25 protein-coding genes are annotated in these 22,258 nt (G+C 68.1%); 13 read left to right on the plus strand and 12 right to left on the minus strand.

The genetic code is table 11. The features are described 5' to 3' along the window. The first annotated feature begins 16 nt into the window (after positions 1 to 16). The 5 genes from ACQ260_RS16790 (at position 17) to ACQ260_RS16810 (ending at position 6,103) form a co-directional block, all read left to right on the plus strand. Positions 17 to 910: a universal stress protein gene (locus tag ACQ260_RS16790; RefSeq protein ID WP_432560618.1), complete on the plus strand. Its 894-nt coding sequence runs from the start codon at positions 17 to 19 to the stop codon at positions 908 to 910. Positions 911 to 1,088: 178 nt separating this feature from the next. Continuing rightward, positions 1,089 to 3,779, plus strand: coding sequence for an HAD-IC family P-type ATPase (locus ACQ260_RS16795; RefSeq protein WP_432560619.1), 2,691 nt, complete (start codon positions 1,089 to 1,091; stop codon positions 3,777 to 3,779). Between the two features lie 39 nt (positions 3,780 to 3,818). After that, positions 3,819 to 4,796, plus strand: coding sequence for a sensor histidine kinase (locus tag ACQ260_RS16800; protein WP_432560620.1), 978 nt, complete (start codon positions 3,819 to 3,821; stop codon positions 4,794 to 4,796). Further along, the gene (locus ACQ260_RS16805) at positions 4,793 to 5,452 is read left to right on the plus strand and encodes a response regulator (protein ID WP_432560621.1); all 660 of its coding nucleotides are present in this window, start codon (positions 4,793 to 4,795) and stop codon (positions 5,450 to 5,452) included. Before ACQ260_RS16800 ends, ACQ260_RS16805 begins: the two co-directional genes overlap by 4 nt. Before the next feature lie 105 nt (positions 5,453 to 5,557). Next, positions 5,558 to 6,103 carry a YceI family protein gene (locus ACQ260_RS16810; RefSeq protein WP_432560622.1) on the plus strand — a complete coding sequence of 182 codons (546 nt, stop codon included), beginning with the start codon at positions 5,558 to 5,560 and terminating at the stop codon, positions 6,101 to 6,103. 7 nt (positions 6,104 to 6,110) lie between these two features. Here ACQ260_RS16810 and ACQ260_RS16815 read toward each other — a convergent pair whose 3' ends face one another. Continuing rightward, positions 6,111 to 6,536 carry a VOC family protein gene (locus ACQ260_RS16815; RefSeq protein ID WP_432560623.1) on the minus strand — a complete coding sequence of 142 codons (426 nt, stop codon included), beginning with the start codon at positions 6,534 to 6,536 and terminating at the stop codon, positions 6,111 to 6,113. A 66-nt stretch (positions 6,537 to 6,602) separates the two neighbouring features. On the opposite strand from ACQ260_RS16815, the gene ACQ260_RS16820 reads away from it, so the two are divergent. Together ACQ260_RS16820 and ACQ260_RS16825 are read left to right on the plus strand one after the other, a co-directional pair. Continuing rightward, on the plus strand, positions 6,603 to 7,181 hold the full coding sequence (locus ACQ260_RS16820; RefSeq protein WP_432560624.1) for a histidine phosphatase family protein: 579 nt from the start codon (positions 6,603 to 6,605) through the stop codon (positions 7,179 to 7,181). Between the two features lie 43 nt (positions 7,182 to 7,224). After that, on the plus strand, positions 7,225 to 7,527 hold the full coding sequence (locus ACQ260_RS16825) for a DUF4342 domain-containing protein (RefSeq protein WP_432560625.1): 303 nt from the start codon (positions 7,225 to 7,227) through the stop codon (positions 7,525 to 7,527). 9 nt (positions 7,528 to 7,536) lie between these two features. Here ACQ260_RS16825 and ACQ260_RS16830 read toward each other — a convergent pair whose 3' ends face one another. After that, positions 7,537 to 8,115, minus strand: coding sequence for a TetR/AcrR family transcriptional regulator (locus ACQ260_RS16830; RefSeq protein ID WP_432560626.1), 579 nt, complete (start codon positions 8,113 to 8,115; stop codon positions 7,537 to 7,539). 56 nt (positions 8,116 to 8,171) lie between these two features. Between ACQ260_RS16830 and ACQ260_RS16835 the strand changes: the two genes are divergently transcribed. Then, entirely contained in the window at positions 8,172 to 9,182 is a 1,011-nt protein-coding gene (locus ACQ260_RS16835) for an alpha/beta fold hydrolase (protein WP_432560627.1), read from the plus strand. A gap of 114 nt (positions 9,183 to 9,296) precedes the next feature. Next, on the plus strand, positions 9,297 to 9,965 hold the full coding sequence (locus ACQ260_RS16840; protein WP_432560628.1) for a maleylpyruvate isomerase family mycothiol-dependent enzyme: 669 nt from the start codon (positions 9,297 to 9,299) through the stop codon (positions 9,963 to 9,965). Positions 9,966 to 9,977: 12 nt separating this feature from the next. Here the strand turns inward: ACQ260_RS16840 and ACQ260_RS16845 are convergent, their stop codons facing one another. Then, the gene (locus ACQ260_RS16845) at positions 9,978 to 10,580 is read right to left on the minus strand and encodes a phosphoribosylanthranilate isomerase (protein ID WP_432560629.1); all 603 of its coding nucleotides are present in this window, start codon (positions 10,578 to 10,580) and stop codon (positions 9,978 to 9,980) included. 111 nt (positions 10,581 to 10,691) lie between these two features. Between ACQ260_RS16845 and ACQ260_RS16850 the strand changes: the two genes are divergently transcribed. Together ACQ260_RS16850 and ACQ260_RS16855 are read left to right on the plus strand one after the other, a co-directional pair. Beyond that, on the plus strand, positions 10,692 to 11,771 hold the full coding sequence (locus ACQ260_RS16850; protein WP_432560630.1) for an NAD(P)/FAD-dependent oxidoreductase: 1,080 nt from the start codon (positions 10,692 to 10,694) through the stop codon (positions 11,769 to 11,771). Beyond that, positions 11,768 to 12,646, plus strand: a complete 879-nt coding sequence (locus ACQ260_RS16855) for a sigma-70 family RNA polymerase sigma factor (RefSeq protein WP_432560631.1) — start codon at positions 11,768 to 11,770, stop codon at positions 12,644 to 12,646. Before ACQ260_RS16850 ends, ACQ260_RS16855 begins: the two co-directional genes overlap by 4 nt. Before the next feature lie 92 nt (positions 12,647 to 12,738). Here ACQ260_RS16855 and ACQ260_RS16860 read toward each other — a convergent pair whose 3' ends face one another. After that, entirely contained in the window at positions 12,739 to 13,617 is an 879-nt protein-coding gene (locus tag ACQ260_RS16860) for a DNA polymerase beta superfamily protein (RefSeq protein ID WP_432560632.1), read from the minus strand. A gap of 38 nt (positions 13,618 to 13,655) precedes the next feature. Continuing rightward, entirely contained in the window at positions 13,656 to 14,519 is an 864-nt protein-coding gene (locus ACQ260_RS16865; RefSeq protein ID WP_432560633.1) for an EamA family transporter, read from the minus strand. Between the two features lie 41 nt (positions 14,520 to 14,560). Here ACQ260_RS16865 and ACQ260_RS16870 point away from each other — a divergent pair, with 41 nt between their 5' ends. Both ACQ260_RS16870 and ACQ260_RS16875 read left to right on the plus strand, forming a co-directional pair. Continuing rightward, entirely contained in the window at positions 14,561 to 15,094 is a 534-nt protein-coding gene (locus ACQ260_RS16870; RefSeq protein WP_432560634.1) for a MarR family winged helix-turn-helix transcriptional regulator, read from the plus strand. Positions 15,095 to 15,141: 47 nt separating this feature from the next. After that, positions 15,142 to 15,792, plus strand: a complete 651-nt coding sequence (locus tag ACQ260_RS16875) for a DUF1345 domain-containing protein (RefSeq protein ID WP_432560635.1) — start codon at positions 15,142 to 15,144, stop codon at positions 15,790 to 15,792. Between the two features lie 20 nt (positions 15,793 to 15,812). Here the strand turns inward: ACQ260_RS16875 and ACQ260_RS16880 are convergent, their stop codons facing one another. The 7 genes from ACQ260_RS16880 to ACQ260_RS16910 all read right to left on the minus strand — a co-directional run. Then, complete coding sequence (locus ACQ260_RS16880; RefSeq protein ID WP_432560636.1) at positions 15,813 to 16,301, minus strand: SRPBCC family protein; 489 nt, start codon at positions 16,299 to 16,301, stop codon at positions 15,813 to 15,815. 2 nt (positions 16,302 to 16,303) lie between these two features. Further along, a complete protein-coding gene (locus tag ACQ260_RS16885; RefSeq protein WP_432560637.1) occupies positions 16,304 to 16,705 on the minus strand; it encodes an ArsR/SmtB family transcription factor in 402 nt (133 codons plus the stop codon). Positions 16,706 to 16,755: 50 nt separating this feature from the next. Next, positions 16,756 to 18,150 carry a metallopeptidase TldD-related protein gene (locus ACQ260_RS16890; protein WP_432560638.1) on the minus strand — a complete coding sequence of 465 codons (1,395 nt, stop codon included), beginning with the start codon at positions 18,148 to 18,150 and terminating at the stop codon, positions 16,756 to 16,758. Further along, on the minus strand, positions 18,147 to 19,649 hold the full coding sequence (locus ACQ260_RS16895; protein ID WP_432560639.1) for a TldD/PmbA family protein: 1,503 nt from the start codon (positions 19,647 to 19,649) through the stop codon (positions 18,147 to 18,149). Before ACQ260_RS16895 ends, ACQ260_RS16890 begins: the two co-directional genes overlap by 4 nt. A 96-nt stretch (positions 19,650 to 19,745) precedes the next feature. After that, the gene (locus ACQ260_RS16900) at positions 19,746 to 20,438 is read right to left on the minus strand and encodes a hypothetical protein (RefSeq protein WP_432560640.1); all 693 of its coding nucleotides are present in this window, start codon (positions 20,436 to 20,438) and stop codon (positions 19,746 to 19,748) included. Beyond that, positions 20,435 to 21,091: a hypothetical protein gene (locus ACQ260_RS16905; protein ID WP_432560641.1), complete on the minus strand. Its 657-nt coding sequence runs from the start codon at positions 21,089 to 21,091 to the stop codon at positions 20,435 to 20,437. Before ACQ260_RS16905 ends, ACQ260_RS16900 begins: the two co-directional genes overlap by 4 nt. 188 nt (positions 21,092 to 21,279) lie before the next feature. Continuing rightward, positions 21,280 to 22,258 (minus strand): SNIPE associated domain-containing protein (locus tag ACQ260_RS16910; RefSeq protein ID WP_432560642.1); only part of this gene is annotated, 979 nt, incomplete at its 5' end.

Raw genomic sequence — 22,258 nt, forward strand, 5'->3', positions numbered from 1 at the left:
CGAGGAAGGATTGGCAATGAAGCTGACCAATACGGTCGTTGTCGGCATGGATGGTTCGGACCCTGCTCGAACGGCCGCCGAGTGGGCCGCTGACTGGGCTGCTGATCGTGACCGGCCATTGATCCTGCTCGCGGTCCACGGGACGGTCGCCTCCGAGCGGCGAGCTACTGATTCGGCGTGGCACTGGCCCGACGCGGCCGGCCGCAAGCAGCAGGTCGAGGTCGTGCTCGATCAGCAGATCGAGCATCTCAAGGAGCGCCATCCGGACTTGCAGATCGATCGGCTGGTGCTGACGGCCGACCCGGTCGACGCGCTCGTCCGCGCCAGCCGTGACGCGCTCATGGTCGTGATCGGCACCCGTCGCCTCGGCGGCATCACCGGCAAGGTTCTCGGCAGCGTCGCCGACGCCGCAGTGGCCCGGGCGGAGGGCCCCATCGTGGTCGTGCCGCCGGGTTATCAGGCCGCGCCCGGCCCGATCATGATCGGCTTCGATCTGGCAGCGCCGCCCCTGGAAGCGGCCCGGTTCGCCTTCGCGGCCGCTCAGGAGTCGGGCCGGAAGTTGGTCGTCGCCACCGTCGAGGATCCCGTGCGTCCGCTCGAGCTGATCGCTCCGGTGCAGCCGGTTTCGTTGCTGCCCAGCCACGACCTCGCACTCCGCAGGCAGCAGGTGGAGAAGGCGCTGGCCGACCTGCGAGTTGAGTTCCCGGACGTCGAGTGCGAGGTCACGGTTGTGCCCGGACTCACCGCCCGGTCGCTCGTGGCGCTGGGGTCGGAGGCGGAGTTGTTGGTGGTGGGTACGCGCGGGCGGAGCGAATTGCTGGGTCTGCTGTTCGGTTCCGTCAGTCGGACGGTTCTCCGCGAGACCGAGACTCCCGCCGTTGTCGTGCCGGAGCACACTTTCGCCGATTGAGCCGCCGCCGGTTCCGCCGCGCGCCGACAGCACGCACCCGGGCATGCCGAAAGCACGCAGACGGACACCATGAACGCTCGTCGGGCACATGGGGGCGAGCACTCACCTTGGCAGACGCGGCCATGCAGTTCGCCTCATCGCGCTGGGGTTCGTGCGCAGGCGTGAATAGCGTCAAGGTGTGACCGTTGCCTTCTCTGCCCCCGAAAGCCCCTACGCCGCCGAGCTCGACGAACTCCTGTCGGAGCTCGCGACCGATCGCGAGGGGCTTTCGAGTGACGAGGCGGAGAGGCGCCTGGAGGATGTCGGTCCCAACCGGCTGCCCGATGCCGAGAAGGACCACCCGGTTATCCGCTTTCTGCGGCACTTCCACGACCCGCTGATCTATGTCCTCCTTGTCGCTGCAGCCGTCACCGCGCTGCTCGGACATTGGGTCGACACGGCAGTCATCATGGTGGTCGTCCTTCTGAATGCCACGATCGGACACGTCCAGGAGGGCCAAGCGGACAAAGCCCTCGAGGGTCTCCGCGACATGTTGTCCGCCCGGGCCCGCACCCGGCGTGACGGCGAGTGGCAGGACGTGGACGCCGATGAGCTGGTCCCAGGGGACGTGGTCCGGCTCCGGGCGGGAGACCGGGTGCCCGCGGACGTCCGCGTCCTCGAAGCGAACAACTTGGCCGTCGAGGAAGCCGCGCTGACGGGGGAATCCGAGCCGGCGCGCAAGACCGCTGACGCGGTCGACGACGACGCCGACCTTGGGGATCGCGAATCGATGGCGTATTCCTCCACCATGGTCACCTCCGGTTCCGGCACCGGGCTCGTCGTCGCCACCGGGACCGAGACCGAGATCGGGCGCATCAACGAGATGCTGTCCGGCGTCGAGACCCTGTCGACGCCGTTGACCCGCCAGATGAACTCCTTCGGGAAGTGGCTGACACTGGTCATCATCGTGCTCGCGATCGTGCTGTTCGGGGTCGGCTTCGTGTTCCACGACTATGCCTTGGGTGAGCTCATAATCGCCTCGGTCGGTTTCGCGGTCGCCGCCATTCCCGAAGGTCTGCCGGCCATCATGACGATCACGCTGGCCCGTGGCGTCCAGCTCATGGCCAAGCGGCATGCAATCACCCGACGGCTCAACGCTGTCGAGACTCTCGGTTCGGTCACCGTGATCTGCTCGGACAAGACCGGCACCCTCACCAAGAACGAGATGACCGTCCAGCGCGTCGTGACGTTGGACGGGGACTATGCGGTGGAGGGAGTGGGGTACGCGCCAGAGGGCACCATCACCCGCGCCGACGAGGAGATCGACCCCTGCGCCCAGCACGACCTGCGTTCGATGGCCATCGTCGCGGGTCTGGCCAACGACGCCGAGATCCGGGAGCGGGACGGCGAATGGGTATTGCTGGGCGAACCGACCGATGGTGCGCTGCGGGCATTCGCGCTCAAGGCGGAACTCTCGGATGACATCGCTGAGCGGGTGGCCGAGCTGCCGTTCGACTCGGACAACAAGTTCATGGCGTCGCTCGACGAGTCGGATGCCGGACTGCGGATTCACCTCAAGGGCGCCCCCGGGCCGCTCCTGGAACGGTGCGACCGCCAAGGACCGGGGCTGGCTCGGACGGAGGAGCTCGACCGGGACCGCTGGGAGGGTCTGATCGAGGAACTCAGCGATGAGGGTCTCCGGGTGTTGGCCGCCGCCGTGCGCGAGGCTGACGACGGGACCGACTCTCTCGAGCTGGGGGACGTGGACGACGGCGGTTTCGTGTTCCTGGGCCTGTTCGGCATCCTCGATCCGCCGCGACCCGAGGCCGTCGAGGCGATCGAGCACTGCCGGGAAGCCGGGATCCGGGTCGTGATGATCACGGGTGATCACGCCGGCACGGCTCAGGCCATCGGCCGCGAGATGGGCATCGACGCCGATTCCGTGATCACCGGGGCCGAGATCGAGGACGCGGACGACGACGAACTGCGCGAACTCGTGTGCACGAGCGACGTGTTCGCCAGGACCTCGCCGCAGCACAAGCTGCGCATCGTTGCCGCACTGCAGGACCGCGGCGAAGTGGTGTCGATGACCGGCGACGGCGTGAACGACGCGCCGTCGCTCAAACGCGCCGACGTCGGTGTCGCGATGGGGATGAAGGGCACGGAGGTCACCAAGGAGGCCGCCGACGTCGTCCTGGCCGACGACAACTTCGTCTCCATCACCGACGCGGTCAAAGAAGGCCGCACGATTTATGACAACCTCAGGAAATCGATCGAATTCCTTCTGCCCACCAACGGCGCCCAAGGCTTGGTGATCTTCACGGCGATCCTCGCCGGGATGGTGCTGCCGTTGACACCGTTGCAGGTCCTGTGGGTCAACATGGTGGTCTCGGTGACCCTGGGTCTGGCGTTGGCGTTCGAGCCGTCGGAACCCGGTGTGATGAACCGTCCGCCGCGTGACCCGAAGGGATCGCTGCTCGACCCGTTGATGCTCGCGCGAATCGGTTATGTGTCGGTGCTGATCGGCGTCGCGACGATGGCGGTCTTTTCCCTGGAGAGCGCCGGCGGCTCACCGCTGGAGGTGGCACGGACAACCGCTCTGACCACACTGATCGTGGCCCAGGCCTTCTATCTGTTGAACGTGCGGTTCATCGGCACCCGCAGCCTGCGACCCCAGTTGCTGACCACCAACCCCGTTGCATGGATCAGCATGGTCGTGCTCGCCGGACTGCAGCTGATGTTCGTCTATGCGCCGTTCATGCGGGAGCCCTTCGACGCCGCGCCGCTCGAGCTGCGGCACTGGCTCGTCGCGCTCGCCGCCGGTGCGGCGCTGTTTGCCGTCGTCGAGATCGAGAAGACGATCACCCGCCGGTTCGCCCCCCGGCGATAGGGTCTGGGCACAGACTGTGGTGCACGCGGAGGGGAACGGATGTCGCTGCTCAGACGCACGATCGTCATCAACTCCCTGGTCATCACCGGGGCGTTTCTCGTGCTGCTGTTCTCCCCGATCCCGTTGACGTTTCCACCGAACCCGCTCGAGATGGTCGTGCTCGGGATCGTGCTCGTCGTGCTTCTGGCCGTCACGTCATGGGGCATCCGCCGCTCGCTCATGCCGCTCGCGTCGTTGTCCGCCGACATCCGTCGGGTTCGCAAGCTCGATGAATCGCACCGGCTGCGGGTGGTGGCGGCGCCGGAGGTGCAGGCGGTGGCGGAGGCATACAACGACCTCGTCGACCGCATCTCCACCGAACAGAAGCTGCGCACCCGGGTCTCTCTCGATGCCCAAGAGGCCGAACGGCGGCGCATCGCCCGCGAACTGCACGACGAGATCGGCCAGACTCTCACGTTCTCGCTCATCGGTCTCGCCAATGTCGTCGCCGATCACCCTGAGTGGGAAAGCGAGTTGGAGCAGCCGCGGGAGAGCGTGCGGGCGGCTCTGGAGCAGGTGCGCAAGGTCGCGGGCGCCCTGCGACCCGGAGTGCTGGAGGATCTTGGCCTCCGTGCAGCCTTGGAGGACCTGCTCAACCGTGTCGAGCACGAGGCCGGCCTGCGCGTCGAGCGCGACTTCAAAGGGGTCGACGGGCTCACCGAGGACCAGGAGCTCGTGGTGTTCCGCGTGTGTCAGGAGGCACTCACCAATGTCGTGCGGCATGCACGGGCCACCACGGCGTGGGTGTCCTTCTTCAGGACCAGTGACGAGATCGTCCTCCGGGTCGTCGACGACGGCATCGGGTTTCGCGGCGAGGGGGGCTCGGGCATCGAAGGCATGGAGGAACGGGCTTTGTTGGTGGACGGGACTTTGGGCGTGCGCGACCGAAACGAAGGGGGCACCGAGGTGACGTTGACGATTCCGGCGAGACTGCCGCACGCGGCGCACGCCGATCGGCCGCTGGAGGGGACGCGATGACCACTCTGACACCGCAGGAGCCCGCGCGCGTGCTGCTCGCGGACGATCACACGCTTGTTCGCCAAGGCGTACGCCTGATGATCGACCGGGCGCCCGACCTCACCGTCGTCGCCGAGGCCGCGGACGGCCAGGAAGCGCTCAGACTGCTCCAGGCCGGCGGGATCGACCTCGCGGTGCTCGATGTGTCGATGCCCCTGATGACCGGCCTCCAGGTCGCCCGCGCGGTGCAGCGCGACGGGCTCGATGTGCAGATGCTGATCCTGAGCATGCACGAGAACGAGCAGTATCTCTTCGAAGCCCTCCGCTGCGGCGCCGCCGGCTATGTGCACAAGTCCGTTGCCGACCGCGATCTGCTGCGGGCCTGCAGAGCCGCGCTGCGCGGGGAGCCCTTCCTCTACCCCGGGGCGATCGCGACGCTGATCCGCGAATACCTCGACAAGCCGACCGAGGCCGAACTCACCGTGCTGACGCCGCGCGAGGAGGAGATCCTGAAGTTGGTGGCGGAGGGGTACGCGACCAAGGAGATCGCCGACATGCTGGTCATCTCGCCCAAGACGGTGGAGCGGCACCGGGCGAACATGCTCGAGAAGCTCGGGATGAAAGATCGGGTCGAACTGACGCGTTATGCCATCCGCGTCGGTCTCATCGAACCCTGACGGATCGGAGCCCGACCGGTCGCGCACTGATGCGCGCACCCGACGGTCGGAACCGATCTGCGACCCCTGTGCCCGCAGACGCAGCAGAGGTCGCAGACTTGACCCATGACTGTGACATCGGGCCGGCATGCGCTGACGCAAGCGGACGGCGATCTGCTCATTCACACCACCTGCGAGGGGCCGGCCGCGCGCCTCGGCCACGACCTCACGCTGATCGTCCAGCGTTGGGAAGCGACAATCGACATCGGTGATCAGCCGGCGGACTGTCGCCTCGACGTGACAGCCGGACTCGACTCCCTCGCGGTGCGCGACAGCCGTGGTGGTGCGAAAGCAATGTCCGACTCCGACCGCCGCGACATCGAACGCAACGCCGCGAAGTCGCTCCACGTCGCGAAGCACCCCGTGCTTCGGTTCGTGTCGACCGGCATCACAGGGTCCTGGCATGAGGGCGAGATCACGGGCGACCTCACGCTCAACGGTCGCACCCACGAGGAGTGCTTCCAGGTGGTCGCGCTCAACGGTGACTATCGGCTGGGTGGCGAGCTCAAGCAGAGCCGTTATGGCATCAAGCCCTACAGCGCCATGGTCGGCGCGCTCCGGCTGGCCGACGCTGCCCTGATCGAGGTCACGGTGCGCCTGCCGCAGTCCTAGGGGACTCTCAGATCGACTCGGTCGGTTGCCCCTCGTCGTCCTCGACCTTGAACTCCGTCAGCTGGATCAGGTTGCCGCAGGTGTCGTCGAGCACGGCGACGCGCACGGGCCCCATGTCGGTCGGCGGCTGGGTGAACTCGACGCCCTGCGAGGTCAGCGCTTGGTGGAGCGCGTCCACATCCGGCACGACGAAGCTGTTGAACGGGATGCCGTCCGCAACGAGCGCCTCCTTGAACGTCTTGGCCGCTGGGTGGGCGTCGGGTTCGAGCACGAGCTCGACGCCATCGGGAAACACGTCGCTCACCACGGTTAGCCACCGGTATTCACCCGCTGTCACGTCCGTCTTCGCCACGAACCCCAACTTCTCCGTATAGAACGCCAGTGCCTTGTCCTGATCATCGACATAGACGCTGGTGGTGCTGATGATGGGCATCTGCAGGTCCTCTCGGTGGGTGGTCTGGAATCAGCCTAATCGGACCGTCTGACAGAGACTGAAGGCATGACTGAGCTCTATCTGGTGCGCCACGGGGAGACCGAATGGTCTCGCAACGGACAGCACACCTCGACGACGGAGTTGGACCTCACGGAGGAGGGCGTACGCCAGGCGCGCGCTGTGGCCGGCGCCCTTCGCGGCCTCCAGTTCGGCATGGTGCTGAGCAGTCCCCGCCTGCGTGCCCGCCGGACGGCCGATCTCGCCGGCTTCACCGGGCGTTATGCGGTCGACGCGAATCTGGCCGAGTGGAACTACGGGGACTACGAGGGCCGGACCAGCGCGGAGATCCGGCAGCAGGTGCCGGACTGGCGCATCTGGACCGGCGCGGTCCCGGGTGGGGAATCGGGCCCGCAGGTGATGTCCCGCCTGCAGGCAGTGGTGCGCCGGGTCCGGGGGAGCGGAGTGCCGCGCGCGCTCTGCTTCGCCCACGGGCACTCACTTCGCGTACTCACGCTCGCCTGGCTCGGCCTCGACGTCCGCCAGGGCGGGCACTTTCCCCTCGAAACGGGGACCGTGTCCGTGCTCGGGACGGAGAAGGAGACCCCCGCGATCCTGCGCTGGAACATGCCCCCGCAGGGCCGGTGAGACTGCCTCCCGCTGATATGACCCGGAGCGATAGCGTCCTCGCATGAGCCAGAACGACAAGACTTTCACCGAACGCATCGAAGTGGCCGGCGAGCAACTCGTGGACACGGTCAAGGCCGCCCTGCGTGATACGAGCGCGAAGCGCGTGACCGTCCGCTCCAAGGAAGGCCGGGAGCTCCTGACGATCCCGTTGACCTGGGGCCTCGCCGGGGCCACCGCCGGTGTCATGTTCGTCCCGCTGATCGCTGCCGCCGCCGCGCTCGGGGGCATGATGGCCCGCCTCACCGTCGAGATCGAGCGGACCGGCGAGCCGCCGGCCGACCACGACCCCACTGCCGACATCTGACCCCTGCGCTCACGATCCGAGCAACCGATCGAGGGCGCCGCGCAGTGTGGCGCGGGCCTGGTCGGGGGTGAGGCTTCCGATGAGTACGCCGAGGGTCACCCCATCCGACATCGCCAGGAGTTCCTGCGCGCTCGCCGAGGCGTCGTCGCTGCGGGCCCGGAGCTCGTGCAGCAGCGCGGCGATCTCGCGCCGGGCACCCTGCTTGGCCTCCGCGAGTGCTCGCGCGATCTGCGGATCCGCGACGCTCGCGGCCACGAACGAATAGAAGACGCCGGTGCCGACGGGGGATTCCGCTGCCCGCGGGATCGCGTGCGTGAGCAGTTGCCAGAGTTCATCGGCCGGATCGGCCGTCGCCGTGGCGTCCCGGTGAAGCGCCTCGGCGCTGCCGAGCATCAGGTCCACGCTGGCCCTGACCAACTCCTCCTTGGAGGCGAAATAGTGCTGCACCCTGCCGGGTGAGACGCCGGCTTCTCGGGCCACCGACCGGAACGAGACCGCGCCCAGCCCCTGGGCGGCCACGACGCGCCAGACGGCGGCGAGGATGGCCACGGTCTTCTGACCCCGTTCGGGTCGAGTACTGGAAGTCACATTGCCACGGTATCAATACAGTCGTATCGTAAATACAGTACGACTGTATTGGAGGCATGATGCTCGCCCGTTCCGTGCGTGACGCTCGACGCCCCCGCCGAGGCCGCTGGCTGCTGAAGGCCCTCGCCGCGCTCGTCATCGCCTGGTTGGTGATCGACAAGGCGGCATCGATCGTCGCGCCCGAGCCGCGGGTGGGGCACTGGCGCTCGGCGGAGGCGCAGGAGGCGTACTCGATCGCCTATCGCGAGGTCATGGCCGACCTGCCGGCGCCCACGCGCGTGCTGGACGTGCAGACGGGCCACGGTTCGATTCATGTGCTGGAGTGGGTCGGCGAGGAGGCCGGGCCGCCGGTGCTCCTGGTGCCCGGCCACAGCTCGGGAGCTCCCATGTGGTCGGAGAACCTGCCGGCGTGGATCGGGAAGCGGACCGTCTATGCCTTCGATCCGCTGGCGGACGCGGGCTTTTCCGCGCAGCGGCGCCCACTGCGGGGGTTCGATGAGCAGGCCGAATGGATCAGCCAGGCGCTCGCCGGCCTGGGGGTGGACCGCGCGCACGTCGTGGGCCACAGCTTCGGCAGTGCTACGGCGGCGGCCTTCGCTGTGCGACATCCGGAGCAGGTCGCAAGCCTTGCGCTCCTGGAGCCGGTGATCGTCCTCCGTCCGCTGCCCGCCTCGGCCTTGTTCTGGGGGACGGTCACGCAACTGCCCGTGCCCCAGTCGCTGCAGGACCGGGCGCTCGCCGAGATTGGGGGGACGACCGTCGCGGAGGTGCAGGAGCGTACGCCGATGTCCGTCATGATCGACGCCGCTGCGTCCGGCTATTCGACGGAGATGCCGTTGCCCCGGGAAATCACCGATGCGGAGTGGCGCGGGCTGGACATGCCCCTGCGTGTCGACATCGCCGGCGCCCAGTCCCTGGCCGGCGGCCAGGATGCCGTCGATCGCCTGCGCCGGTTGCGGCCCGATGCCGCCGTGACGCTGTGGCCCGCGGCGACCCATTCGCTCCCCATGCAGGAGCGTGCGGCCATCGGTCCGGCATTGCTGGAGTTCTGGCAGACGAATTCTTGATGCGCGGGGCTTCTCAATCCAGTCACTACGGATGTAGTTTTATCGTGTGTCCCGATATTGCCCCATAAGGCTCCCGTCTTGCGCTGACGCGCGGTCCGCACGAAAGGTCCCAGCATGAAAGCAGCCACGACTTTGACCAACGGCGAGCTCTGGCAAGCGGTCGACGCACAGCGCCGACAGACCCTCGACCTGCTCACCGCGCTGCCGGAAGCGGCGTGGTCGCGGCAGTCCCTGTGTTCGGAGTGGACCGTGAAACAGGTCGCCGCCCACCTCGCGTGGCAGGGCGCGGTGATCAGTGGCCGGGCCATTCCCGCCATGGTCGCTGCGTTGATCCGCACCCGGGGGGACATGTTCGCCGCCATCGGCGCGTCGGCCGTTCGGCACGCTGCCGTCCGAACGCCTGCCCAGATCGTCGGTGAGCTGCGGGCGCTGGTCGGGAAACACCGACATCTTCCCGGCGGCACCGACCACGAGGTGCTCATTGATGTCCTGGTCCATCACCAGGACATGGCCCTGCCGCTCGGGCATCGACTCGAGATGGATCCGGCTGCGGCCGCCGAGGCAGCCGACCGGGCCTGGAGCCAGCCCAAGGGATTCACCCTCCCCGTCACGCAACGCCTTGCTCGATTCCGCTGGCGAGCGACCGACATCGCCTGGGATCGTGGTGACGGGCCGTTGATCGAAGGCCCGATGGGCGCGATCCTGCTCGCCCTGATGGGGCGAGAGATCGCGCTCGATCACCTCGAGGGGCCCGTGGCCGACGCGCGGTCGCTGCTTGGCTGAGGGCGCCGAGCGCTATCCGCGAGCGGCTGCGACGAAGGCCCGGATCAACTCTGGATCCTTGACGCCTGGGCCTGACTCGACGCCGCTGGACACATCGACGCCCCACGGCCGCGCGATCACGATGGCGTCGGCGACGTTATCCGGAGTGAGCCCGCCCGCCAGCAGCCACTCGCCGCCGGGCCGACGAGCGGTCAGGGCCGAAAGGTCCCAACGCTCGCCCGATCCGGCCTGCGGGGCGTCGAGCAGAAGTCGCTCCTCGCCCCAGGCGCCGACCTCGAGGTCCGGGTCCTCCGTCAGCGAGGTCGCCCGCCAGAGCCGGGGGAACACCGCGAGAGCGCGGGCGAAGTCTTCGCGCGCATAGCGCCTGCCATGGAGCTGCAGCACGTCCGCCCCGAGGCGCTCCGCCGTTGTTGCCGCTTCAGCCGCGTCCATCTCGCGCACCACGAGCACGGTCTCGGCCCGCTGCCCGACAGCAGCAACGATCTCGGCCGCCGCGGCGAACTCGAGGTGCCGCGGGCTCCGCGGGCTCATCACCACACCGACCGCGTCCGCCCCGGACTCGAGCGCCACCCGGGCGTTCGCCACCGAATCCAGCCCGCACACCTTCACGAACACTGTGTTCCTCCTCGGGGCCTGCCGCGCGCTGTGGTCGAGTGGAGAGTACGCCACCGGGCCCGTGCCCCGGGAGCGATGTCACACTCGGCCAGCCACCCGCGTCTGGTGGGCATGAAGTCATCAGCACTTGTCATCGGCGCCGGCTACGGCGGCCTCCTCACCGCCAACCGCCTCGCCGCACGCGGCCACCGCGTCACGCTCGTCAACGAACGTGCCGAGTTCGTGGACCGCATCCGGTTGCACGAATATGTCGCCGGGACGCGCGACCATGCCACCCGCCCGCTCGCCACGATGCTGCACCACGCCGTCCGGTTCGTGCAGGGTCGTGCGACTCGGATCCATCCCGGGCGGACCCCGGCCGCCACCCTCAGCGACGGCAGCACCCACGCCGCCGACCACCTCGTCCTTGCCGTCGGCAGCGGCGCAGGCCTCGGCCCGGCCGGACTCGACGGCGCGACCGCGCTGCGCCGGCAACTCCACGCGCTGCCCGCCGGCGCCCGCGTACTCATCAACGGCGCCGGCCTCACCGGCATCGAGACCGCGACCGAGATCGCGACCGCGCACCCCGCCCTTCGCGTACTCCTCCACGACCCCGCCGGACCCCTCCCCACCTCCAGCCTCCGCAATCGCGACTGGTTGCGGCAACGACTCCCGCGGCTGGGAGTCGACCTCACCGACCAGCAGGCAGAGGCCGACCTCACGATCGACTGCACCGGCTTCCGCGTCCCCGCCCTCGCAGCCGAATCGGGCCTCCCCGTCGACGCCCATGGCCGGGTTCTGCTCGACGACACTCTCGCGGTCCGCGGCCACGACAACCTGTGGGGCGTCGGCGACGCCGCGGTGATGGCCTCCCGTCCGCTGCGGATGGCGTGCGCGGTCGCCGAGCCGATGGGCGGCCACGTGGCGGACGGGATCGGGAGGTACGCGGCAGGTCAGCCCGTGCGCCCCTTCAACTTCGGGTTCGGCCTCCAGTGCGTCAGCCTCGGCCGGGACGATGCGATGATCGTGTTCGTGCACCGCGACGACCGCCCCACCACGGCCCGGCTCACCGGGCGGGCCGGCGCGTGGTTCAAGGAGCTGGTGTCGACGGCAGCGGTCGTGTTCCCCGCCCGCTTCGCCCAGGGATATGTCTGGTTGGGCGCACCCAAGCGCCGACCCGGGCGCCCGGCTGCGATCGGGGCCCCGGCGTGAGCCGGCCGGATGCGGCGGACGATGAGTCCTTCTCTGCGACCTATTTGCGTCACCGCGGGCTCATCGTCGGGCTCGCCTATGACGTCACCGGGTCCTGGGGCGACGCGGAGGACATCGCCCAGGAGACGTGGATTCGCTGGGAGCGTGCCGCGGCGCGGGGCGGCATCCTCGATCCGCGGGCCTATCTCGCGCGCATCGCCACCAACCTGGCACTCGACTGGGTGCGACGGCGGAAGGACTACCCGGGGGAATACCTGCCCGAACCCGTCCCCACCGGCACCGGCACCGAGGCCGAGCACCTCGCCGCCGAGGAGATCCAGCTCGCGCTCGCTCTCGTCCTGCAGTCGATGTCGCCACTCGAACGCGCGGCCTTCGTGCTGCACGAGGCATTCGGTTTCAGCCACCCGGAGATCGCGGAGATCCTCGGGCGGGCACCCGCCGCCGTGCGACAGCTGGTGCATCGCGGCCGCTCGCACGTGCAGGCCCGCCGGCCGCGGTTCGACGTCGATCCCGTCGAGCTCGAACGGGTCGCGACGGCCTTCCGGGACGCGGCGCTCGGTGGCGACTTCGCGGCGCTGATGGCGGTCCTCGCCGACGACGTGGTGCTCGTGGCCGACGGTGGCGGCAAGGCCTCGGCGGCCATCCGCCCCATCCTCGGCGCCGACAAGGTGGCCCGGTTCGTGCTGGGCGTCGCGGCACAGGCGACGGACGGGACGACCGTCGAGTTCGCCGAGCTCAACCACCACCTCGCCTGGATCATCCGCGACGCCGGCCGCGTGGACCAGGTCGGCTGGCTCGGCGTGGTCGACGGGCGGATCGAGTCCATCCACATCGTGCGGAACCCGGACAAACTCGCCCGTCTCAACCGGCGGTGACGCGCGGGGCGTACATGATCAGACCCACACCCACACCCACACCCCCGGACAGGTCAGCGCGCCGATGACGTCCCAGCATGGACGAGAGCGTGTCACGTGCCGAGCTGTGCCCAGTACGCCACATGATGCCGATGCAGCCAGTCATCCACCCAGGCTCGATCGGGCTGCGGGGGCACTTTGGACCGTTCGTTGAGCGCGATGAGGTCGGCCTCGACCTCATCGATCGCCCCGAGCGCGTCGGCGAGCGGAACGTCCCCGCGCCGGATAGCGCGCAGGTGCGAGAGCTGCGGCTCGGCAATGGGCAGGGTGATTCGCCCGGTCGTCAGCAGTTCGATGCCTTGGATCCCGAGCCGCAGCGCATGCATTGCGAACTTGGTGTCATATCCATGGAGCGCCACCAATTCCGGCCGGTTCGTGTGCTTGCCGGACTCGCTGGTCATCGCCGACTTCTGTGACCGCAGATAGCCCAGGAATCGTTCCGCCGCCAGCCCCGACACGAACCGATGCGCGTTGTCCACGAGCTCGGCGCCCGCAGCGTTGCGGAACACCACCTCCTCGTCCGGGACGAACAGCGCGAGCAGCACCGTCGGGTTGCCCGCGAGTGCCAGCCGGCACCACTTCCGCGCGGAATAGATCACCACGTCGAGATCGCCGGCACCCGAACGGTTGGCCAGCCCGCCGGGCCGGTCCCAGGCGGTGTGCCGTTGGTACTGCTCGAACTCGATCCGCCCGTGCTCGCCGTCGACGCCGTTCGGCACGGTCGCCAACCCGGTCACGAACTCGCGCGGTTCCAGGCACAGCCCCATTTCGTCGCGGTCGTCCTGGCCACCGATGGCTGTCCCGTGCATGCCCGACCCGACCTGAACGCGCAGGATCATCCCGTTCGTCGCGATCGCCCGCGCCTCTTCGGACGCGTGCGGATGCGCATATCCCCGCGGCAGTTCCCGCGAGCCCTCGATCACTTTGGCCACGGGTTGAGCCTAGAGAGAAGTACGCAGGGTCCGCGCCCCTATTTTCGGCGCCGCACCCGCCAGTCGATGCCGGCCGCGACGCCGGCGAGGATGATGACCGCGCCGACGAGTTGGATCGGGGTCAGGACTTCCCCGGCGGCGAGGGTCCCGAGCAGCGCCCCGGACAGCGGATTGAGCAACCCGATGAGCCCCACGGTGCCCGCCGGGAGGCGACGCAGACCGGTGAACCAAGCCGCGTACGCCAACGCTGTCGCGATCAGCACCAGATAGGCGAACCCCAGCACCGCCGGAGCATCCATTGCCGGCGGCGGCCCCTCGAGCGCCAGCGCGAACGGCACGATCATCAACCCGCCGAGCGTGAGCTGCCAGGCGGCGAACGTGAGCGGGGGCGCGGGTGGCCGCCAGCGTTTCACAAGCACGAATCCGAGGGTCGTGGAGATCATGGCCAGCAGCGCGGCCATCAGGCCCAGCGGGTCGAGGCCGCTGCTCGCCCCACCGACCAGCAGGGCGACTCCGAGGACGCCGGCGACGCCACCGGCGTACCTGATCGGGCCGGCCCGCTCGCCCAACAGGAGCCGGGCGAACACGAGCATCACCACCGCCGAAGCGGCCATGAGGGTGGCTGCGACCCCGGACGGCAGCCGGATCCCGGCGACGTAGATGAGGATGAAGAATCCGCCAACCGTGAGTGCGCTGATGATCGCGGTCCGCCACCACCACTCGCCCTCCGGCAGTTTCCGCGCGATCAGCAACAGGATCAGGCCGGCCGGCAGCGCGCGGATCGCGGCCCCGGTCAGCGGGATGTCGGCGGGGAGCCATTGACGGGTGACGAAGTACGTCGACCCCCACGTGATCGGCGCAATCGTCGTCAGGAGTACGTCGCGGACCCGGGTTGCTTCCATGGAAGTGGACTTTACTTCCTCGGAAGCGATAATGTCCAGCCATGTCCTCCACACCTGATCATGTCGACCGCATCCAGGACGAGTGGCGCCGCGAGCGCCCCGACATCGACGTTCGACCCGCCGGCATCATCGGCCGCCTGCATCGACTGGCTGCGCTCCTCACTGTCGAACTCCTGCGCGTCTATCAGGACCACGGGTTGACCGAGGGCGATTTCGACGTCCTCTGCGCGCTGCGCAGGGCAGGTGCTCCGTTCGAGCGGCAGCCCGCAGAACTGGCCCGGACCACGATGATCACGACCGGGGGTCTGACCAAACGCTTGGATCGCCTCGAGGCGGCCGGTCTGGTGAGTCGAACTCCGGCCCGTGACGACGGGCGAGCCAAGGTCGCCCGGCTGACGCCGGTGGGCCGGCGGGTCATCGACGACGCGTTCACTGACCACATGGGCAACGAGGCCGGCCTCGTCGCGCTGCTGCCCGAGGGTGACCGCCTCGAGCTGGAGCGGATCCTGCGGGAGTGGGCGGCGGCCCTGCAGGCGCATGGGCGCGGCGCTGGTCGGAATGCGCCACGTCCCTGACCCCGCGGTCGCATGATCGTGCGGGACGGGCGGCGTATCTTGACCTCGTGGTCATCGCCAATGACAGGGCTCGCAGTTGGATCCGGCTGGGGCTGGCGCTGGGAGCCGGGGTCGCGGCTGGCCTGTTCGTGCCCCGGGTGTCCGGCAGCGCTGCGGATGCACGCCTCCTGATCGGGTTCGTCGTCGGGTCGCTGGCCTATTGCCTGCCGTTCCTGGTGCTGATCATGGGCCACGACCTGGAGCGCACCCGCGCCTATGTGGACGACCTGGCCCCGCGGAGCGTCATCGACGTCCTGGTCCTCATCGCGGCAGTCGCCAGCCTCGGAGCGGTTGGCACGGTGCTCTTCTCCGGGGGCGCGAACCAGCCACGGGGAGCGCAGGTGTTCGACTTGGCGGTTTCGGTCGCGGCCGTCGCGGCCGGCTGGCTGCTCGTGCACACCGCCTATGTCCTGCGCTATGCCAAGCACTATTGGAACGAGGAGCCCGGCAGCATCGAGTTCGGCGGCAAGGACGAGCCGGTGATGTCGGATTTCGCCTATTTGTCGTTCTGCCTCGGCATGACCTATCAGGTCTCCGACCAGACGATGCAGACAGCAGCGGTGCGAAAGATCGTGTTCTTCCACACGCTGCTGTCCTATCTGTTCGGGACCGTGGTCATCGCCTCGACCATCAACATGATCGTCGGACTCGCCCAATAGGCCCGAGGCTTCCCACCGGGTCAGCCTGCGGCCAGCAGGCCGTCGATCTGGTTCATGGCGAGGGTCGCCCCCTCCGCCATGCCCATGTCGAGGACCGCCTGGAGGTCCTCGGCGGAGTCATAGACGGTCGTGCACGTGACGATCGTCGCGTCCCCGTCGGCGGTGAACTCGATCCTGTTGTGGCCTAGGGCCATGGTCGGATCGGGGTTGAAGTCCTCGTCGGCGAACCCGTCGTCGAACGTGAGGCTCCGGTGCTCGTCGACCCCCGTGACCAGCCAATAGCCCGGGTACTTCTCCCCGTTCGGGCCGGTCATGAAGTAGGTCACCCGCGACCCTGGGGTCAGGTCGTGATCCACGAACGTCGCCGGATAGCCCGGTGGCCCCCAGATCTGCTCGAGCTGGCGCGGGTCGGCATAGATCGCCCACACCCGCTCGACGGGCGCAGCGAAGCGCGCGGTGATGGTCAGCGTGCGGTTGTCGAGATCCTTGGTGACGTCGGTGACAGGCATGGTCAGTGCTCCTGGGGTTCATCGGTGCGCGCGGACTGCGCGCTCGGTTCGGGCGGGCGCGCGGGGGCGTCGTCTTCTCGGGTACGCGCCAGCAGCGCGTCGATGCGGTCGACGCGGCCGCGCCAGATGGCCTCCAGGCTGTCGAGCATCGATGCGACCGAGCGCACCGCGTCGACGTCACCACTGGCCAGCTGCTCACGGCCGCTGCGGCGTTTGGTCAGCAGCCCCGCCTTGTGAAGGACCGCGACATGCTTCTGCACGGCGGCGAAGCTCATGTCGTACTTCGCCGCCAGAGCTGAGACCGAGTGCTCCCCGGCCAGCACCCGCCGCAGGATGTCGCGCCTGGTCCGGTCGGAGAGGGCGTGAAACAGGGCGTCCGCCCGGTCCTCGTTGGCCTCGCTCACAGGACAAACATACAACCAAACGGTTGTATGTTGTCAATGATCCGCGTCACTCAGCTTGCCTGGGACACCGTCGACATGTGGAAGTCCGGCACCCGGATCGGTGGCATCCGGGTATGGGTGAACCAGTCGTTCCACTCGCGGCACAGCGTCTGTTCGCTCGCGCCGATCTCCGTGATCCGCCCGAGCAGATCCACCGGCGACTCGTTGAACCGGAAGTTGTTCACCGCACCGACGACTTGGCCGTCCTCGATCAGATAGACCCCATCGCGGGTCAGTCCGGTGACTAGGAGGGTCTCGGGGTCGACCTCGCGGATGTACCACAGGCACGTCAGCAACAGCCCCCGCTCCGTCCGGGCGATCATCTCGTCCAGCGAGGCGGTCCCGCCGGCGTCGAGGATGAGGTTGCCGACGGGGTACGCGAAGTCCGCGCCCGTGCCCTCGGCATAGCGGCGGGTGCGGAAGAGGTCGGTCAGCGCGCCATCACGGATCCAGTCCCGGGCGTCGACCGGGGTGGCGTTGTCGAACACCGACACCTGCCCGCTCACCGAGGTGTGGACGATCGCGAACGGCGCCTGCTCGAGGCCGGCCCGGGCCGGGTCGGACCGCAGTGCGATCGGGAACGGGCTGACCTTTTCACCGAGACGGGTGGCGGTGTCGCCCGTGCGGGCCCAGACCGTGCGCCCCTCGGCTGCGTCCTTGGCCGACATCACCCAATAGGCGTTCAGGATCAGGTCGGCGACCGCGCCGGGCGGCAGCAGCGTCTCATAGCGGCCCGGTGGCAACTCGATCGTCGTGTTGCCCCAGTCGAGGCGGCGTCGCAGCTCCGCGGCATGGCCGTTCAGATCGATATCGGTGAAGGTTCCTGTGCTCTGTCCGACCCACGCCGATGCCCCGGTCGATGGTCGTTTCGCGTTGATCTCCAGCCGTCCCATCGGCTGCACGTGGCGCCGGCGAGCGCCGGCGGAAGTGGCGACCCACGTGGTCGTCAGCCGGTGCTCGGCGAACCCGAACAGGGCATCTCGCGCTGCACCGAACGTGGCGAACAACTCGCCGAGGCCGACGGCCACGTCCGCGAGCACAGCGATCGACGTGCGGGCCGCCGGATTCGCGTACCCCTCGTCCACGCCCAGACTCACCAAGTCCATCGCGTCGGGTGACGGTTCACCAGCCGCTGCTGAGGCGCTCGCGCGACCCACGAGAGCCTCGATGTCCGTGCTTGAGGTCAGCGGGGCACTCATGGAGCCCACCGCCGTGCCCCCCTTGGCGGGCGCGAAGACGTGCACGGTGATCGACCGGTCGTGCATCTGCCCGTTGGTGGTCAGCGAGTTGTTGGCCCAGCGCAGGTTGACCTCGGCGGTTTCGTCGACGATGACGACGCAGGGGAGGGGGCCCGCGGCCGCCAGCGCTTGGTCAATCCAGTCTGTGACGGGGGTGTCGGGGATCATGCCCTGCCTCCATCGGTGCGGGTGTTGAGGATGTTGACCCCGGTGAACAGCGCGGAGGGGCAGCCGTGCGAGACCGGCGCGATCTGTCCGGGTTGGCCCTTGCCGCAGTTCGGAGCACCATGCAGGAGCCATGTCTGCGGGCCGCCGAGCGCACGCAGTGACCGCCAGAAGTCGGTTGTTGTCGCCTGATAGGCCACGTCGCGGAGCTGTCCGGCGAGGCGGCCGTTGCGGATGCGGAAGAAGCGCTGCCCGGTGAACTGGAAGTTGTAGCGCTGCATGTCGATCGACCACGACTTGTCCCCGACCACATAGATGCCGTCCTCGATCTGGTCGATCAGGCCGGCGGTATCGGGCCCGTCCGGGGCCGGCTGCAGCGACACGTTCGGCATCCGCTGCAGCGGGATGTGGCCGGGGGAGTCCGCGAACGCGCACCCGTTGGACCGGGGCAGGCCCTGTTCGGCGGCCATCTGCCGGTTGAGCTGGAAGCCGACGAGCACGCCGTCGCGGACGATGTCGAAGGTCTGCGCGGCGACGCCCTCGTCGTCCCAGCCGATCGTGGCGAGGCCGTGCGGGGTCACACGGTCGCCGGTGACGTTCATCAGCTCCGAGCCATAGCGCAGGGTGCCGAGTTGGTCGGGCGTGGCGAAGGAAGTCCCGGCGTACGCCGCCTCATAGCCCAGCGCCCGATCGAGCTCGGTCGCATGCGCCACCGACTCGTGAATCGTGAGCCAGAGGTTCGTCGGGTCGATCACGAGGTCATAGCGTCCCGGCTCCACCGACGGCGCCTTGACGTGCTCGGCCAGGAGTTCGGGGAGTTCGGCGATCTCGGCGTCGAAGTCCCAGCCGATGCCGGTCAAGTATTCCCAGCCGCGTCCCGTCGGCGGGCCCACCGTCCGCATCGAGGAGAACCCGGCATCGGACACAGACAGCGCGGTGAACTCGGGATCGATGCGGGTCCTCTGCTGGGTGATCGAGCTGCCCGCGAGGTCGGCATAGAAGGTGTTCTCCTGGACGAAGGTCACCCGTGCGTCCGCGTGGTCGACGCCGTCGCTCGCCAGCAGCCGAGCGGAGAGCTCTCGCAGGCGTCCGATCCGTTCGCTCTCGGAGACCGCGAAGGGGTTGCGCTCGCACGGGGCGACCCAGGTGGCGTCGGCATAGACGGGCTCCGGCGCGAGCTCGACCCGCCGGGACGTCAGCGGCGCGGACACCCGCGCGGTCGCGACCGCCTGCTCGGCCAGGACTGCCGCGGCGTCGGGCGTCACCGTGATGCCGGCGGCAAACCCCCACGCGCCGTCGTGGACCACCCGGACGGCCAAGCCCAACACGACGTCGTCGACCGTACGCTCCAGTTCGCCGTCGCGCAGCGCATGCGACCCGGTCCGGATCCGCTCGACCCGGACGTCGGCGTGGGTGGCGCCGAGGTCGGCGGCGCGCTGGAGTGCAGCGTCGGCCAGCGTACGCAACGGGAGCTCGGTGAATTCTGGATCAAGACCTGCCATGAGATGCCCTCCTGCAGGGCATCCAACCAGATCGCTCCGACCGAAATGTCGCGCGCCACCGGGTCGTCGGTCTCGCCCGTTAGCCCGGGCGGGGGGTCATTCCCGTGGCGGGGCGATGCACACGATCTGGGCGTCGGGCAGCTCGGTGGCCGGCCGCGTCGTGAGGTCGACGAGCCGGGTGGCTTCGGCAATGTCGACGTCCTCAGCGCCGCGGGCGAGGCACTGCTCGCGAGGATCAGTGGCGTGGTCATCGGTCCGGAAGACGAGCAGGGCTTCCCGGCCGCTCTTCCCACAGCGGGATTGCCAGCCGAGGATGGGGTGCTCGTCGTTTCGGCACAGTCCGGCGCGGGCGCCGGCCGCCGAGCGGGGCTTGTCCGCGTCGTTCGGGCCGGGTCCGAGACAGGCAACCATCCGATCGAGGGTCAACACCGCTTCGGACTCTGGGACCCGGTAGCACTCGGCAGCCGACGGGACGAGGGCTTGGACGGCATAGTCAGGTGCCTCTTCGGAGTCCGTGTCGCCGCAGTACACGATGATCGGGTCGGCATCCTGCGGCACATGCAGGCAGTCGCTGACATCGAGGGTGGCAAGCGGTTGCTCCGGCGGCATGAACCGGTCATGCAATCCGGTCCCGACGACGTTCAACATGAACCAACCCGTCGCAACCGCGAGCACGAGCCCGACGGCCATGGCGAGGCAGCTGGGCATGCCGGCGGTCAAATCGGCGGGCTCGGCCGGGGTTTCCGTCGGCTGCTGACCGGGCGTCAAGGGATCTGGTGTGGTCGTCATCGGACCTCCGACAGGCAGAGCGATCGGTCGTGATGGGTTCGAGTGAAGTTCGGCTGACCGGGCGGTGGGGTGCCGACTGTCACGAGGCTGAAGCTGTAGACCCGGTCCGCCTGGACGCCAGCCTGACGACAGGCCGCGATGGCGCCGCCGCCGATGAGCTGCGCCGCGGGGTCGGAGTTCGTGGGCTGGTCCATTGCCACCTCGTTCTCGAGGACAGCGAGGACCCTGCGGTGCCCGGGGGAGTCACAGGACTGGCGCCCGTTTCCGCCGGCATTGGTGCATTCACCGGCCACGATGCCGTTCACCGTCGTCGACGGGTCGTTGTTCTTGTCGCCGAGGCAATAGGTGCGGTCCGCCCGCAGCGACATGTCCACTCCGGGCAGGTCAATGCATTGGTGTTTGGTGATCGCGATGATCTTTTTCTCGGCGCCCGGGTCGTCGCAGGAGCCCCACCGCGACTGCTGGCCGCCCTCGGTCGATCCGATGATGCAGTCACCCGGCTTCGCGTGCGCCAAATCTTCGGGATCCGGGTCGGGGGTCTGGAACCGGCCGATGTTGATCAGGAAGCTCAGCCCGATGAGCACTCCGATCACCACGACGGGGGCGATCACGCTGAGCAGGAGGCAGCCGAGCGCCGACTGGGGTTTCGTCACGCGACGAGGCTAGGTGGCCCTAGTGTCAGGTCTCCGGACGCCGGTCGCCGCCATCGCCGCGATGGGCGTTCGAGACTCAACCTCTTTCGCCTTGCTTAGAGCGTTTGCGTCATCTGATCGATTCTCGTGCCGATCAACGTGCCGCTAAAGCCCAAACCGCGGCGAGACAGCGCTCGCCAAGCCGGGTGCTAGGACGTAGGCGTCCCCGGGCCCGGATGGTGATCCGCGACCGTCCAGAGGCCGGAGCTCTGGAAGTACTGTGCAGCCTCGGGTTCGTCCGTGAACTCCAGCAGGTTTCCCAACTTGCTTCTCAGAATGCTTCGCACTTCGTTCGGTGTGGCAAAGAAGAACTCGCGACGAAGATTGACATGATTAAGCCGCTGCCCCGCGAACTCGTTGTGCAGTTCATTCTCCAGTTGAACGGCATCGTCTGAAAAATAGATCGCATGCACATCGAACGGAAACGGGACCGAGGCATCTCCCAGTTCCCTTACGCGGTCCATTGGGTCCAAGCGCCTAGTCATCCCAATCTTGACGACATTAGGACCGAATGATCCGATGTTCGATATCACGTAAACGTAGCCAGCACGTATATTCGCGGCCCTGAAATCGTTCTTCGCGATCGCCTCGTCCAGTTCTTTGAGTTTCTGGGCAAGTGCTTCGATCTCGTCATCTCTACCCGTCCCGCGGAGGCCTTCAAGCGCATTCGCGTAGTGGGAGCGTTCCTTGCTTAGGCGTTGTCTCTCCGCGGCTAGTTCCATCTCGGCTCGGCGCTCTTCGCGTAAACGCTCCCTCTCTTCGCGAGCTTCTTCGCGCTCCTCTTGTAGTTTGAAGAGATAGTCGCTGGTCAATTCCAATTCTTCGATCCGGAGGGCATGGTATTCAGGCGCCACGCGCATCTCCATCATCACGCCAAGCCGAGCGATGGTTTCGACCGATCTGTCAAGCCGTTTAATCGCTGAGGCGAGACTTCCGGCTCGCAGGGAGCGCACACAGTTGTCTGCCTCAGCGTTGTAGGCACGCAACATCAACTTGGAAAAGTCCGCGACCATCTTCCGGCCTTGGGCCAGCGAATTATTGTACGCAAAGCGGCTCTTCACAATCGACGGTGTAGTTGGGGTCTGAATCCTCCGGCTTCGAGGAGTGCGCGGGCGATGTAGTGGGTGA

The organism is Ammonicoccus luteus (genome assembly GCF_050880385.1).
Lineage (GTDB): Bacteria > Actinomycetota > Actinomycetes > Propionibacteriales > Propionibacteriaceae > Enemella.

Coding starts and splice junctions, on each gene's coding strand:
- ACQ260_RS16815 (WP_432560623.1), bottom strand. CDS start 6,536: ATGCCCATCATCAGCACCACCAGCGTCTATGTCGATGATCAGGACAAG.
- ACQ260_RS16900 (WP_432560640.1), bottom strand. CDS start 20,438: ATGACGACCACACCAGATCCCTTGACGCCCGGTCAGCAGCCGACGGAA.
- ACQ260_RS16825 (WP_432560625.1), top strand. CDS start 7,225: ATGAGCCAGAACGACAAGACTTTCACCGAACGCATCGAAGTGGCCGGC.
- ACQ260_RS16840 (WP_432560628.1), top strand. CDS start 9,297: ATGAAAGCAGCCACGACTTTGACCAACGGCGAGCTCTGGCAAGCGGTC.
- ACQ260_RS16800 (WP_432560620.1), top strand. CDS start 3,819: ATGTCGCTGCTCAGACGCACGATCGTCATCAACTCCCTGGTCATCACC.
- ACQ260_RS16890 (WP_432560638.1), bottom strand. CDS start 18,150: ATGATCCCCGACACCCCCGTCACAGACTGGATTGACCAAGCGCTGGCG.
- ACQ260_RS16850 (WP_432560630.1), top strand. CDS start 10,692: ATGAAGTCATCAGCACTTGTCATCGGCGCCGGCTACGGCGGCCTCCTC.
- ACQ260_RS16880 (WP_432560636.1), bottom strand. CDS start 16,301: ATGCCTGTCACCGACGTCACCAAGGATCTCGACAACCGCACGCTGACC.
- ACQ260_RS16820 (WP_432560624.1), top strand. CDS start 6,603: ATGACTGAGCTCTATCTGGTGCGCCACGGGGAGACCGAATGGTCTCGC.
- ACQ260_RS16870 (WP_432560634.1), top strand. CDS start 14,561: ATGTCCTCCACACCTGATCATGTCGACCGCATCCAGGACGAGTGGCGC.
- ACQ260_RS16895 (WP_432560639.1), bottom strand. CDS start 19,649: ATGGCAGGTCTTGATCCAGAATTCACCGAGCTCCCGTTGCGTACGCTG.
- ACQ260_RS16790 (WP_432560618.1), top strand. CDS start 17: ATGAAGCTGACCAATACGGTCGTTGTCGGCATGGATGGTTCGGACCCT.
- ACQ260_RS16805 (WP_432560621.1), top strand. CDS start 4,793: ATGACCACTCTGACACCGCAGGAGCCCGCGCGCGTGCTGCTCGCGGAC.
- ACQ260_RS16865 (WP_432560633.1), bottom strand. CDS start 14,519: ATGGAAGCAACCCGGGTCCGCGACGTACTCCTGACGACGATTGCGCCG.
- ACQ260_RS16810 (WP_432560622.1), top strand. CDS start 5,558: ATGACTGTGACATCGGGCCGGCATGCGCTGACGCAAGCGGACGGCGAT.
- ACQ260_RS16835 (WP_432560627.1), top strand. CDS start 8,172: ATGATGCTCGCCCGTTCCGTGCGTGACGCTCGACGCCCCCGCCGAGGC.